This window comes from Fibrobacter sp. UWH4, from assembly GCF_900142475.1.
Classification (GTDB): Bacteria; Fibrobacterota; Fibrobacteria; order Fibrobacterales; family Fibrobacteraceae; genus Fibrobacter.
In genome coordinates this window covers 77186-90987 of sequence record NZ_FRAY01000005.1, presented here as the reverse complement: position 1 = coordinate 90987, position 13802 = coordinate 77186, and the positions used below count along the sequence as shown (strand labels likewise).

The window sequence follows — 13802 nt, the reverse complement described above, 5'->3', positions numbered from 1 at the left end:
CTATTTAAACAGATTTTCTTGAAGACAACCAATCTGCAATAGGTTTAACATATTTTTTCCACTCTCTAGATTTAGCAACCATCCCAATTAATTGAGGCACAACAACTTCTTCTGGCGAACCTATTTCCTCAATGATGGAATTTATCCATTGGTGCTTTTCTCCGACAGCAACAATTTTTGATGCAATCTTAGTAAGTTCTGATTTTTTATTTCCGCACTTAACAACCAAATCATGTAGGAATTTCTCTGGTCCAACACCTTCGGGCAAATCATATTGCACAAACAGATTCAAAGCTCTGTTTTGCATATCCTTTCGATAGGGCTCGTTCCCAGTCATTCTTTCCTTAATAAAAATCATTTTTTCATCTTTTTTTCGCAAAACATCACCATCCAAAAGAAATATCGTATTTTCCACGTCGCATTCTTCCATTATTTTAGAACAAGCTATTGTAAAAGCATTCTGTATTGAACCAAACGATACGATATCAACTTTTTTCTTTATATTTAATGATGATGCAACCGCACTAACAATACATTTCGAATAAGTGTCTTCTACATATATTTTTAAAGGTCGATTTTTTTCATCGAGTAATTCCGTCATTAAATCATAGCTCACTCGATCATAGACATTAGTTTTTTTCCCATTCGGCGATTGCGATAAATACTGAACCTTAACAAAGTCAAACTTCAATATTTCAGGAGAGTGAGTGGTAAATACGATTTGCAAGTCTCTTGACTCAGCAATTTCATTTAATTTGACGATTAATCGCTTGAGAGCTGTTACATGCAAAAGAAGGTCCACTTCATCTATAAGAATCATAGACCCTTTATTCGCTGTTCTCCCGTTCCCATGCTTAAAGAAGAGTATTTCAAACCACTAGAAGTCTCAACCCCCATTAATTCTTTATGCTTTTTAAGAGTAGTGTTGCTTGTTAACGCAATGTATGGTTTGCCCAAAATATAGCTTGCAGTTTCAACAACCTTAGCATCCTTCGGTTCTGTTTTTTTAGTAGAAGTATAATTGATTGTACAATTCGTCTCTGTACATTCAATTTCAGGCAAGCACGTATTTATTCCCAAATAGGTCACATTTCTCTTTGGACGGCCTTCATATCTTGTCCACCGGTCTGCTTCTTTTTTGTATTCTTTACTTTCTGCAACCCATTGGGCTCCATCTCCAGGCCTTTTACTCTCATAGTGTAATGTCAACTTGCTACCCTGCCATGTAGCATCCGTTGTCGGAATGAAAAAGTTCATAAATCTGTAATTAGTTCCCTTCTCATCTACAGGACTATAAAGGCAAGCTAAAGCATGTATGACGGTGGTTTTGCCTGCACCATTCACTCCCATAATCGCGGTCAATCTTGATGTCAAATCTATTTTAGCCTTTTTTATTCCCTTAAGACTTTCTATATCCAAAGAAACATTACGATATAAGAGTCTTGGCCCGCGTACTGGCTGTGTTACAACGCTTCCTTTCTTTTTGGGCTGAGGCAAATCTTTACTTTTCATTATAGGACCTATATTAAATATTTTTAGTTCAATTCAATTCCATCGTTGCCTTTCAGCAATTCGAGCATCTTTTTGCGGATTTCGGCCACGTAGGCATCGATTTCGCTTTCGCTTTCGAGTCGCTTGGGGCGGAACACCTGCTGGCGGGACACTCGCACATATTTTTTTGCGGGTTTCAGCGGTTCTCCGCCTTCCGTCGTGGGGGCTGCAGCGGGTTTCAAAGCCTCTTCAATCCGCAAACGGTAATCATCCACACGCGATGTAATCTGGGGAATCAGGGAGTCAATCAAGGCTAGATTCTTGAGGGTTTCCACCTTTTGCTTGCGAGCATCCAGGAATATTTTCGCCTCGCTTACAAGGTGTGCCACCTTGCTATTGCCCTGGGCAGCGTCATCAATCAGTTTCGCATTTTCGGCAATGGTGTTGAGCACGGCCATACGTTTTGCCTTGAGCATTTCGCTATGGGCCGTCTTTATGCGAGATATCAGTTCGTTCAGTTCGGGAATGCGCCCGTATGCATAGGGGCCGCTTGCCGGAATTTCAATAATGGACTTGAGTTCTTCCATGGCGTGGCGGGCATCCGCATTTTCGGCGATGTAGTCCGCATCGTCTTTCAGGTCATCTGCAACCTTGACCGCGGAATCGAACACCGACACCTGGCTATTGAAGAAGTTGACGACCTTCTCCATGTTTTCGCGGGAGTCCAGCAACTCTTCCTGTTTTTTCAGGAGACAATCTACCAGCGCGATGTTGTCGGACTTTTGCGAAAGGATATCTTCCATCAAATCGCAAGCCTTGCTCACAACGCCCCGATCAGGGTAATTATGGCCGATGTAGCGGTCTTTATAGCGGTCGTACAAATTTTTCTTGAGGTCGATATTGTCTATGATGAACTTCACGAGCCCATCTTCGTCGTTCGGGACCGACATGGCATGCATATAATCGCGCAAAAAAGCAACGGCATTCTTGATTTTCACGCCCGATACTGAAATGCGCTTGCTCACAACGGTCTTGCCTACTTCGCTCTTGCGGTGAAGCAGGTCCAGCTTTTGAGCAAGTTCGTCGGGCTGCACCGTGTTGCCCGCATACTTAATTGTCACCTTCTGCGCAGACACCAGAGTCGCAACAATTGCTGCGATGTCTATTTCACGCCAACCGTAAGGCTTATCGCCATATTGACGCAAAATATCTGCCATGGAGACCGTCATCTTCTGGCGGTCCTTCATTTCGAGGAATTCCTCGACCTTCGCCACAGCCGCCGCGTTAGGGCAAGAACCTTCGAATGTCGGGTTTTCAAGAATAGAAAGCAAGTCCAAATCGGAATCGTAATTGTGCTCAATCAGCCCAAGATGCCTATAAACATGACCGACCAATACATCGAGCGCCTGGTTCAGTTTTTTCTTGGCATCTCCGGTGCATTCGATACGGTTGCCATCGACAAAGAAAACGGCCTTTTCAATCGCTTCCGAAATATACTCCATCGCCTCCTGCTCAAGGCTTGCGGCAATGTCGCTCTGGCTGCGGATAATATCCTGCATGGATTTTGGCAGCTGGGTCACGTTGCGCTGCTTTATGTACTTGCGGATTTTTATCGCATTTTCAAGGCGGTTGTAGTAGTCGATATCGGCAAGCACTACCACTGCCCTGCCGCTAGACGAGCTCATCAAAATGTTGTCACGCTTCTCAAGCACATCGGTCGCGGCGGTCAGAATCTGCAACACCATGCCGCCGGACCCGTTCGAAATCGCCTGGTTATCGACAAAGCGGTCGAAATCGAAATCGTATTTGCCATTACCGTAGCGGAACTTGCGGATGTCGTATATCTGGTCGAAAATAATGGAACCGATTTTGCCTACGACATCAGAAGTATCCACGGGAGTCATCTTGATTTCTCGCTGGATATCCTGTTCCTCGTTCGTGAGGAAGTTATAGGTCTCGCCCGTGCGGCCGATGTAGTTCTGCGAAAGCAGGCGGTCAAGGCTCTTTTGCACCTCGTCGCGCTTGGTAATTTTATCAAGCTGGATGTTATCCGCCATCAAGATGATAATGTTATCGAGGTTTGCCTTCACGTCATCTACATAACGGATAAGGTATAGCAACTTAAGAACGTCAACATCTTGCGCCTCAATTCCATTGCCTTTTTCGGATGCTTCCTGGCAGCGTTCTATCACGCGACGGATATCGCTATTCAAGAAGCTGCTAACCGTGTCGTAGAACAGGTAGAACGGGGCAAGTGCAAATTCGTTTTCTTTCTGAATACGTTGAGCCGCCTCCTGGAAACCCGAAAGCATCGAACGTTCGCCGCCAGCCAAGTGGGTGCCGGAATTCCCGTGCTTGCGAATTTCACCGAAGACCTTCTGCAAAAGCCTGAATTGGTATGGAACAAACGGGAAATTTCTCGCAAAATCTTCTGCCCCGGTGAATCCCTTGATGTCAAGCACGCAATCCTTGAACGAGAACAGGTTTCGCAAAACAGAATCGTTCGTCTCGTAAATAGAGCGCAACGCTTCGGCCGCTTCGGGAGTCTTTTTCAGGATACGTTCCTGAATGACTTCGTCTGCCGCACTGGACGACAGCGAAAGACGGGTCTTGAAACGCGCCTGGATTCGGGAGAATTCGTTTTCGCGAGCCTTGATGATTTCGTCAATCGCCTCTTGCCCGGTGCAAACCACCCAAACCTTGCCCTGGCACTTGCTCCCGATTTCTTCGACAAGCGATTGCAAGTTCAAAAGCAAATCGGTATCCGCGCCCACATACTGGCCGACTTCATCGACCATAAAGAGCAGGCGGTAATCCTTGGGCTTTTGAGAAACATATTCCTGGATTTCTTTGACAAGTGCAGCGATGCTGAGCTCCGTTTCCGTCTTGTCGGTCACCCATTTTGACGCTTCGTCTTCGGACATGCCAAGAACCTGAGACATCGTTTGCGCAACAGCCTTACGCTTGAACGCAAGAGCCGACTTACGTGCAGAATCCCAATCCTTGCCTGCAATCTTTTCAAATGTGTCCTTGAACTGCTGCGTCTTGCCTTCGGATTCTATGTATTGTTCCAAGCGGGCAACTTTCAAGTCTTCGCCATAAAAGCCCAAGAAACTGTAGAACATCTTGGCAAAAACGCGCAAGACGGCAGTCCTGTCCTTGTTCGTAAAGCCTTCGACATCGATATTGAAAAGAATCGCGTCGGTAGGGGCCTTTGATGCCCTGTCCATATCCATGAACGACGCCGGATCTTCCCACTTGCTACGGAAAACATCTACAGCCTTCTTGCCGCCAAACTCGACATTCGAAAGAATGAACGAAAGCATTTTCAAGAAATGAGATTTACCGGAACCGAAAAAGCCCGATATCCAGACGCCGATATTATCGGTCGGTTCGTTAAACGCATCGGCATAGGCCCCAAAGAACTTGGCAAAATGCTTGCGGAGTTCGCGGGTCACGACGTATTCTTCCAGTTCCTGGGCAAGAACTGCATCCGTCTTTTCGCCAACCTTGACAACACCACCAATGATTCGGTTGATATTGTCCCTGAACATGTCCCTGATAATCATCGCCATAAGATTTTCCCGACTAAATGATATTGAACGCGCGGTAGTAGGAATTCGGTTCAAAACGGTTGAAAAGTTTCAAGTTGCGTCCGTCGAATTTACCCGGATACATTACCACAACAGGAATGTCCGAAAATTCAGGTTGAATCGCTTCCAAAAGCGCATGCACCCGCATGAACGGATAAACTTCGCCTATACCCGTCAAGAGCAATACATCGCCTATCTTGTGATTATCGTATTGCATCTTTTGAACGAACATCTTGTTGTCAGCAGTACGTTGCAAGTTCTCGAGCATGTAATCGCGGCCATCTTCGGCTTCAATGCCTGCAATCTCATCCATAATTCCTTCGTCTTCACAAATCGAAAGGAATATGCGGTACAAGTTGCGTTCAATCAAGTTGCATTTTACCGATGAGTCGGCAACCGTCTGAGCAACAAAGTGGCGAACTACCATTTCGTCTTCGGGTTCGTAACAGAAAATACTGATATTCACTTCGTTGCCAAGACCGCGCCCATGCAGGAAATCGTCATCTTGCAATTTAGTGCGTAGCCGGTCAAGCCTTTGCAAAATATCGTTCATCTAATCACCTACGAAAAACAGTTGAATGCAGGAAGAATATTCTTTTCGCCATTTGCTCGAATTACATTTTCCAAATTCGGGTACAAATAAACCGTTTCAAGTTTGCTTGCCCGTGGATTTTTCAAATAGCCATTTTCGACCAAGAGCCCAACCAGTACTCCTCGGATTTTTTTTGTCGAGGAATCGCTCCAAGACGCCACCGATTCATTCTGTTCTTTAAGACGCGTCAAAAAATTCGTCGCAATTTTGGTATTCCACGAAAAATCCATCGTACGGAATTTTTCGCCAATAACAGTAACCATGAAGTCCAGCACCAGTCGATGCTCCTTCATCAACGCATACAGGCAAACCTGCTTAGCCTCTTCCACAGAGCCATGCGCCAAAACAGAAACAAGATTGGAAGTTCCCAGACCGCCAGCACGGGCAACACAGGCCCGAGCCATACGCCGGACCGACTTTTCAGTCGGGTACTGGAACAAGTTCTTTTTTACGACAGAATCAACAACGGCAGTCTTTTCCATACCCTTCTCCAAGAGACGGCACACCGTGCGCATCTCGTAGAAAAGAAAGGGTTCCCTGGTCAAGGAAGCTTTGTAAAGAACTGGGGCCATAGGGTATAATTCTACCAATATAATTACTACGCAATAATAAATAAAATCGCATGACATAAGGTGTCAATGACGCAAAAAAAAGGGGGCTTAGGGGTACTCCCCTAGGCGAGGCGGAGACTTCCCCTCAATATTCAAAAATCGCCACAAATACGTCAAAACAGTCGTTTGTCATAATCTGACATTTACAGTATGTATATTTGTAAAGGCGAGGTTCTATGCTGGTAACTTTCCTTATCGTGCTAGGCCTCCAGCTACTTGCAGCTTTGCTGTTTAGTAGCTATGGTCCCCTTTGGGGACATTTTGGCCCTTTTCGGGGCTGGCGACGCAGGGGATGCCTGCGCCATTACCTTACTGTTGAAGGTTCTGCCGTTCCTGATTTTCGTGGGGATTTTCGCGTCGTTGACGTTCTGTGGAGGGGGATTTTTTCAAATTTGGCGCAATTTGTAAAGCCAACGGGCTAATCCAACTTGGAAGGGGTTGCATTTTGAGCAACTAAAAAGGTATATTTAGAAAGGAGGTTCCTCTTATGCCTATCGAACTGCTGCAAGAAAAAGTCAAGGCCATCCCCGCAGAATATGTAGGGGAAGTTTCTGATTTTATCGATTTCATTCTCCAGAAATCGCTAAACACGTCCGTCAAACGGAATGTAAAAAAGTTCGGTATCGCTAAAGGCCAGTTTTCCATCCCCGACAATATCGATTCCTGCAATGACGAAATCGCAGAAATGTTCGGGGTGAACGGATGAAAGTCTTACTGGACACGCACATCGCTCTTTGGACTCTTCTTGACAGCGAAAAACTGCCAACTGAAGCAAGAAACCTCATTAACCAAGAAAATGTAGAACCTGTTTTTAGCCTAATCTCCATGTGGGAGATTGCTATCAAGCACGCAATTCATCCAGACCAAATGCCAATCACTGGTGCTCAATTCTTGGACTACTGCACTCAGGCAGGGTTCCTGCAATTGATGATTTACGAAGAGCACGTTCTGGAAGTCGAAAAACTAAAACGAGACGAGAACGCACCATCGCACAAAGATCCGTTCGACAGAATGCTCATTGCCCAAGCAAAAGCAGAAGGGATAATTTTGCTGACACACGATTCGTTATTAGCAGGATATAACGAGCCCTGTGTTATGACGGTCTAACTATTTGCCAGAACTGTTCACATGAAATATCGCAACTGTTAAGGTTGCTGTTTTTGATTTGTTTCAGGGCGTGCAGGCGGAGACTACCCCCTTTATACAAAAAAGACCGCAGCGGTTAGGCTACGGTCTGAATTTCTATGGATCCTATCGCGTCCTCACGGACGCTCCAGGATGACATTCGCGGAATTACGCCGGCTTGTGGCTATTTCACCACAATATTGACGAGCTTGCCCGGCACGACGATGGACTTCACGACGGTCTTGCCGTTCATGAACTCTTTCACGCGGTCGTTTTCCATGGCGAGTTTTTCGAGGGCGGCCTTGTCCATGTCCTTGGCGACAGAGGCCTTAGCGCGGACCTTGCCGTTCACCTGGAACACAACTTCCACGGTGTTCTCGACGGCCTTGGAGTGGTCGGCTTCCGGCCAGGCGACGTTCGTGAGCGATTCGTTGTGGCCAAGGATGCTCCACATTTCTTCGGCGATGTGCGGGGCAAACTGGTGCAAGAGCTTCACGAAGGTTTCGCACGGCTCGCGGTAGCGCTTGTCCATCTTCATCATTTCGTTGTTGAAGATCATCAGCTGGCTAATCGCGGTGTTGAAGCTCATGTTCTCGATGTCGCTTGTGACCTTGATGACGGTCTGGTGCATCACCTTCTCGATCGCTTCCGGAGCGGTTTCGTCAACGAACACCGGGGCTTCGTCAGAATCACCCACCACGGAGCGCCAGGCGCGGCCGAGGAAGCGGTTCATGCCTTCAATGCCCTTGGTCTGCCACGGCTTCACGGCATCCAGCGGGCCCATGAACATTTCGTACAAACGAAGACTATCGGCACCGTAATCGCGCACCACATCATCCGGGTTCACGACGTTCTTCAAAGACTTACTCATCTTCGCCACAATCTGCTTGAGCTCGATGTCGGTTCCCTTCTTGAAGAACTTTCCGTTCTTTTCTTCAACTTCGTCGGTAGGGACCTTGGAGCCTGCGGCATCTTCGTAAGCGAAGGCAAGAATCATGCCCTGGTTGAAGAGTTTCTGGAACGGTTCGTCGGTAGAGACGAGACCGAGGTCGAAGAGTACCTTGTGCCAGAAGCGGCTGTAGAGCAGGTGGAGCACAGCGTGTTCGGCACCACCCACATAGAGGTCCACCGGCATCCAGTACTTTTCAAGTTCCTTTGCCACAAATGCATCGCCGTTGCAAGCGTCGATGTAGCGCAGGTAATACCAACAGCTACCTGCCCACTGCGGCATGGTGTTCGTCTCGCGGATACCCTTGCGGCCGTTCTTGTCGACAACCTGAAGCCATTCGGTTGCGTTTGCAAGCGGGGACTGTCCGCCGTCACCCGGCTTGTAGTCCTTGAGTTCCGGCAACAGCACCGGCAGTTCGGAATCATCGACGGTAGAGATTTCACCATCTTCCCAGTGGATAATCGGGAAAAACCCGCAAGGCGAGAGTCGCGGGCAAGCTCGCTTGCCCATGACCGAGCCGAGGAGGTTTCTGCAACGGTTCGCCCCTTTGCATTTGGGCGTTTCCCACTGGCGTGGATCGGGCTATATTTTATGGGTTGCCCGGTTCACTCCGTTCCCGCCCAACCTCATAAAACGGAGCCTCGCTCCAATAAACAACAATACAAGACTGCCGCGAGTCTCCGCCCCAAGGGGTCACTATCCCTAACGCAAAAAACCGGAATAAGCAACAAATAAATTGCCATAACAAGAATTACGAATCATCTCAACATTATGTCAAAAAGTATATTTGACAAATACCTGTTTTTGTTATTTTAGATTTTTAGAATATTCACTTTTGTTCTTTTTTATACGGACGAAACAAATGACTGCAAATGAATTAATTGACACTCTACGAAACGAATTCATTGAAGAACATATAAGGCCTCAAGAACGAGAAAATCTTATTGTTGTTAATCATGTTGAACAACGTGATGTTAAAGGCTACCATGGTCGCGAAATTCTTGAATTGTTGCAAAATGCTGACGATGCTTATCAAAAGTTGATAAATAGCGGAAAGACTCCGGATTGTGAATTAGAAATAATCATCTCATATATTAACAATATATTGACAATAAGTAATACTGGGACATTTTTTGATGCTGATGGAGTTAAGGCAATTGTTCAAGGCAATAATAGTCCCAAAAGAGGTGGCTATATAGGAAATAAAGGAACTGGCTTTAGATCTATTTTGAATTGGGCGAAAGCTGTGTCAATCGACTCAGGTGAGTTTCACATCTTTTTTTCGGAAGAAATTGCCAATCGTATATTTGAAGATATTCGCAATATGCCTCAGATACAAAAGCAGTTAGAAAAGGAACCTAAACTGTATATTCCAATGTTGGCAGTTCCCGAAAATAAGAAGAATGCAAAAATAGATGATAGAACTACTATTGAAATTTTAATCAATCCCGATAAATCAAAAGATGAATATAGTGTACAAAAACAGATAGACGAATTAGATCTGCGAATACTTCTTTTCTTGCCTAATACCAACAGGATTGAGATAAAAACAGAAGATAAAATCATTATTTATGAACGAGTCAAAGATGATTCTTCTCCTGAAGTCTTGTTAGAAAAGAAGGTAAATGGAGAAATTGTTGCAAAAGAAGATTTCTTGCTATTTGAAAAGAAATTGGAAAACTTTGCTATAGTAGATAACGAATTCCGAGATGCAAGGTTATCTATTGCGGTGTCAAAGTCTATGGATTCAATGGAAAATGCTCGATTGTATTCATTTTTCCCGGTATTAAAAGCGTCTTCACCGTTTAAATGCTTGTTTCATGCCACATATGAATTGGATGACCAACGTAATAATTTACAGGACAACCAAATTAATTATAACCTCATCAAAGAACAACTTTGTTTTCTGTTCAACGATGTTGCAAACTACTTTATAGAACAAAAAGATTATAAGACATTATATGAAATAATTGTTCCTGAATTAGGAAGTTTTTATATATTTAAACAGCCTTTTTTTGTTTTTGAAAAGTTTGGAATAGATGATTACTATTTAGAACTTTTTGGTAAATCAAAGATTTTTAGAACTGTAAATGGTTTGTTGGTTTCCTTGGAGGATAAACCTAAAATTATTAAAGGCGAATATCCGAAAAAATTCAAAGGACCGGGTTTTGAATCGCTTATAGAGCCTATTGAAAATCAAAATATTTTAGAATTAATAAAAAGGTATTCTGACAAGTATAAAACCAAATTTGATATTTCTGATTCTGAATTATTAGAAGTAATAAATAAGCAAAGTGAATATTGGGGGATTTCTGATCAAGTAAATGTTTTTATTTGGTGGAATGAAAAGCGATATGCGTCATTACCTAATTTATTGAAAGATGGTGAAAATAAATGGTTGAAATATAAGCAAGACTGTTATTTTTTGGTGGGTGACATCGATGAAAACCTTATTCCAAAATGGTCAAAAATCCCTGCCTTGAATAAAGATTATCAGGAAGAACTTCTTTTACAGGCTGAATTACTGCCTCAAATCTCTGCCAAAATAAATGGAGCTGATAAACAACCGACTCACCGTGTTATAGCACAAAATGTAGTATTCCCTTGTTTGTCATTTCATTATATTGACAGAAGTACTGTTATCAGCCTTGTGAATTCATCTGTTGATTCGTATGAGACGGCGATTTTATTTGTTAAATGGCTTTGGAAAAAATATAATGATAACGGATGGCAACCTCCTGATAACGTCAGTTTCCGTTTCCCTGCGGCCAATAATAATGGTAAGCAACAAATAGAATCTCCTCAAAAAATTTATTTTGGAGATGATTATGGAAATGGTTTAGCAGAATTACTTTTTGATGATTCTTATAGACGGCTTCCAAACGCATCTGAATTTGACATAAAGCAAGATGGTGAGGCTGATTTTACTGAATTTCTACACAAATTCGGAGTAGTCTTCTTTCCTATTATCGCAAAGAAAACGCTTTATTCGGCAACACAAAAATTTGATAGCTATTATCAAGACGTAGTGAGAAAGAAAGAAGGGCTTCAATCGAAGGATTATGTTTCGTGTGCGTATGAGGTACCTTTTATTGAACGATTAGATGAAATTTTAAAGAGAATAAAAACTATTAATGTGATAGAATGGATAGCAAAAGACCGTAATTTATTAGCCTATGTAAGTAATTCCCTTTATAATGAATCTGAAGCTAGAGTTCAATACAAATTTGCTCTAAAAAAGAATTTTCGTGATTTAAAATGCTCCGTACGAAACTATATTTTGGAAACATTCAATGAAATCCCATGGATTCAAATCGGGAATAATCGCTATTCTCCGAGAGAAGTGCTGAAAAATAGTGGTTCTAGAATTAATTCTAAATTTTCAAAACTCCTACCAATCATTGATTCTGAATATGTATCAAAAATCGCAGAAGAACTTAATCTTAAATTTGATGTTGTCGGTGAAATATTCAACAAATTCGATTTGTGTGAAAATCCAACAGAATTACCGTCAGATCAATTTTACGGATTGATGCTCAAAATACCATCTTTGAATATGGGTGAGGCGGAGGCGTTGTCACGTACAATATACGGAATTATTGAACGGTCAGAATTCAATAGAAAATATGAGAATTCTCAAAATTTCAAGAACTACCAAGAAAAGGGAAAAATCCTTGTAAGATACAAGGGAATCCTTCAGTTTTATGATGCAAAAGAGGCTTTTTTGCCTAGTTCTAAAATTGTAAATACGCATAATTTGCCGATAGTTGTAAAGGGGCAACGAACAGGCAATGAAAATTTCAAATGCCTTTTTGGATGTAAAGAATATGACAAATCTTATGAGATAGAAAAAGTAACGCCTGCTGTTTGCGATGATAAATTTCAAGAGTTTTTTAAAGAATTTAAAAAGTATGCACAAGCGTATTCAATTAGAAACAATAAAATCGCGAAAAACGGGCCTAAGCTTACGATACAATTGGCAAATCAAGTAGAAATCCTAATTGGAGGAGACCACGCAACAATTGATGAAGAATATACGCCTGTTCGTAAGACTGTATCTTGTTGGTATGTGACATGCTTTGAGGAAAATTTTGACAACAAAAAACTTTCAATTGCAATTGAAAAAATTTATGAGAATATTGCGAATACTGCTCAATTTGAATCTGGAAAAATCGGTGAACTGTTTAGAGAATCTGATAAATTAGGACGAGAATTCTTGATTGAAAAGGAATTTGGTTCCTTAGATGTCATAGATGATACGAACTATGAAATAGAAATAAGGAATAATTTTATTCAGACTGTAAATAAAATAGACTCTAAATACGATGTTGATGCGTTAGATATAGATTTCGAACACTTTGAAAGTGTGCTAAATGCTGAAAAAATGATTCAAGTTCTAAAGGTACTGGGAAAAAATGTTGAAGAATTTCAAAGAGAAGGATTTGTCTATTCTATCGATTTAATACCATATTACAAAACATTGTCAAGAAAACTGATTCAAGACGAATCAAGAAAATACAAGAACTATTTATTCACAACAATAAAAAATGAAGGATCGCAGAAATGTTCGGTAGAGGAGTTAAAAAATAAATTTATTGATAAAGTTCGAAAATTCGAATCGTTTGTTATTAAAGAAATCCCCAATAGTACTTCTTTTGATGTGCGAGCAAAGATAAAAGAAGAATTTGGCGACTGGGATTGCTTAGAAGTTCTTCTGAATGCGGATGATGAATATTCTGCAAATTACGGGAAATTGAATCCTGAAAATAAATTTGGGGATGATATTTCGTCTAGCGCAATAGCGCAAACAATGATTTATTTCAATAAAATTGATGAGTTTAACGAATGGATGAATTCAAAAGAACGAGAACTATCTCAAACAGAACAAAAAAAGAACGATATATACGCGAAACTAAGAAGTGTTACTCCAGAAGAAACCGAGATTGGCTATAGAGAAGGAACTTTGTTTACGGAATCCAAAAATGGGAAAAAGGGACAAGGCTCTGTAACGAATAAGGGTAAGGACAGAAAGGAAAGAAACCAAAAGATTGCGGGAAACAAAGGTGAGTTGTTGGTATATAACTTACTTTGCCAAAATTATGGGAAAGAAAACGTTTTCCCCCGATCGGAGGCTTATGTTGATTTAGATATTTTAAAGCCTGGACAGGCCATTTCAGGCGATTATGATATTTCTTACAAAGATTCAGCAGGAAACGAATTTTATGTGGAAGTGAAAACAGGTGATTCTCAATCTTTTTTTGTGTCCCCTGATGAAATGAAATTCGCAAAAGCAAATGGAGAAAGATATGAACTCATTTTTGTTTTTAATCTTGAAAATGATGTTCCGAATTATCATAAACTTCCCAAAAAGTTTTGGGAAGATCCTCATTACCAGAAGAAAGAAATTATCGAAAAAATTGAATTTAGATGATAACCGCTTG

At 42.1% G+C, this 13802-nt stretch carries 9 protein-coding genes; 3 read left to right on the top strand and 6 right to left on the bottom strand.

Annotated elements, in window-relative coordinates; translation table 11 throughout:
* Positions 1 to 4: 4 nt before the first annotated feature.
* Genes BUA93_RS10230 through BUA93_RS10210 form a run of 5 tightly spaced genes read right to left on the bottom strand, consistent with a single transcriptional unit; the run spans position 5 to position 6248 of the window.
* Complete coding sequence (locus BUA93_RS10230) at positions 5 to 820, bottom strand: AAA family ATPase (RefSeq protein ID WP_072979074.1); 816 nt, start codon at positions 818 to 820, stop codon at positions 5 to 7.
* Entirely contained in the window at positions 817 to 1512 is a 696-nt protein-coding gene (locus BUA93_RS10225) for an AAA family ATPase (protein WP_072979072.1), read from the bottom strand. Before BUA93_RS10225 ends, BUA93_RS10230 begins: the two co-directional genes overlap by 4 nt.
* Before the next feature lie 23 nt (positions 1513 to 1535).
* Positions 1536 to 5066: a BREX system P-loop protein BrxC gene (brxC, locus tag BUA93_RS10220; RefSeq protein WP_217650997.1), complete on the bottom strand. Its 3531-nt coding sequence runs from the start codon at positions 5064 to 5066 to the stop codon at positions 1536 to 1538.
* 13 nt (positions 5067 to 5079) lie between these two features.
* Positions 5080 to 5637 carry a DUF1788 domain-containing protein gene (locus BUA93_RS10215; RefSeq protein WP_072979070.1) on the bottom strand — a complete coding sequence of 186 codons (558 nt, stop codon included), beginning with the start codon at positions 5635 to 5637 and terminating at the stop codon, positions 5080 to 5082.
* An 8-nt stretch (positions 5638 to 5645) separates the two neighbouring features.
* Positions 5646 to 6248: a DUF1819 family protein gene (locus BUA93_RS10210; protein WP_072979068.1), complete on the bottom strand. Its 603-nt coding sequence runs from the start codon at positions 6246 to 6248 to the stop codon at positions 5646 to 5648.
* A gap of 526 nt (positions 6249 to 6774) precedes the next feature.
* Here BUA93_RS10210 and BUA93_RS10205 point away from each other — a divergent pair.
* Together BUA93_RS10205 and BUA93_RS10200 are read left to right on the top strand one after the other, a co-directional pair.
* Complete coding sequence (locus BUA93_RS10205; RefSeq protein WP_072979066.1) at positions 6775 to 6993, top strand: DUF2281 domain-containing protein; 219 nt, start codon at positions 6775 to 6777, stop codon at positions 6991 to 6993.
* Positions 6990 to 7394, top strand: a complete 405-nt coding sequence (locus BUA93_RS10200; protein WP_072979065.1) for a type II toxin-antitoxin system VapC family toxin — start codon at positions 6990 to 6992, stop codon at positions 7392 to 7394. The genes BUA93_RS10205 and BUA93_RS10200 overlap by 4 nt, the downstream gene beginning before the upstream one ends.
* 202 nt (positions 7395 to 7596) lie before the next feature.
* Here BUA93_RS10200 and BUA93_RS10195 read toward each other — a convergent pair whose 3' ends face one another.
* Positions 7597 to 8871: a class I tRNA ligase family protein gene (locus BUA93_RS10195; RefSeq protein WP_072979064.1), complete on the bottom strand. Its 1275-nt coding sequence runs from the start codon at positions 8869 to 8871 to the stop codon at positions 7597 to 7599.
* A 352-nt stretch (positions 8872 to 9223) separates the two neighbouring features.
* Between BUA93_RS10195 and BUA93_RS10190 the strand changes: the two genes are divergently transcribed.
* Entirely contained in the window at positions 9224 to 13792 is a 4569-nt protein-coding gene (locus tag BUA93_RS10190) for a sacsin N-terminal ATP-binding-like domain-containing protein (RefSeq protein ID WP_072979063.1), read from the top strand.
* Positions 13793 to 13802: the final 10 nt, after the last annotated feature.

What these genes read in the sequence shown, in the direction of transcription:
- BUA93_RS10195 (WP_072979064.1), bottom strand. Translation starts at nt 8,871, where the DNA reads ATGGGCAAGCGAGCTTGCCCGCGACTCTCGCCTTGCGGGTTTTTCCCG.
- BUA93_RS10225 (WP_072979072.1), bottom strand. Translation starts at nt 1,512, where the DNA reads ATGAAAAGTAAAGATTTGCCTCAGCCCAAAAAGAAAGGAAGCGTTGTA.
- BUA93_RS10190 (WP_072979063.1), top strand. Translation starts at nt 9,224, where the DNA reads ATGACTGCAAATGAATTAATTGACACTCTACGAAACGAATTCATTGAA.
- BUA93_RS10200 (WP_072979065.1), top strand. Translation starts at nt 6,990, where the DNA reads ATGAAAGTCTTACTGGACACGCACATCGCTCTTTGGACTCTTCTTGAC.
- BUA93_RS10210 (WP_072979068.1), bottom strand. Translation starts at nt 6,248, where the DNA reads ATGGCCCCAGTTCTTTACAAAGCTTCCTTGACCAGGGAACCCTTTCTT.
- brxC (WP_217650997.1), bottom strand. Translation starts at nt 5,066, where the DNA reads ATGGCGATGATTATCAGGGACATGTTCAGGGACAATATCAACCGAATC.
- BUA93_RS10215 (WP_072979070.1), bottom strand. Translation starts at nt 5,637, where the DNA reads ATGAACGATATTTTGCAAAGGCTTGACCGGCTACGCACTAAATTGCAA.
- BUA93_RS10230 (WP_072979074.1), bottom strand. Translation starts at nt 820, where the DNA reads ATGATTCTTATAGATGAAGTGGACCTTCTTTTGCATGTAACAGCTCTC.
- BUA93_RS10205 (WP_072979066.1), top strand. Translation starts at nt 6,775, where the DNA reads ATGCCTATCGAACTGCTGCAAGAAAAAGTCAAGGCCATCCCCGCAGAA.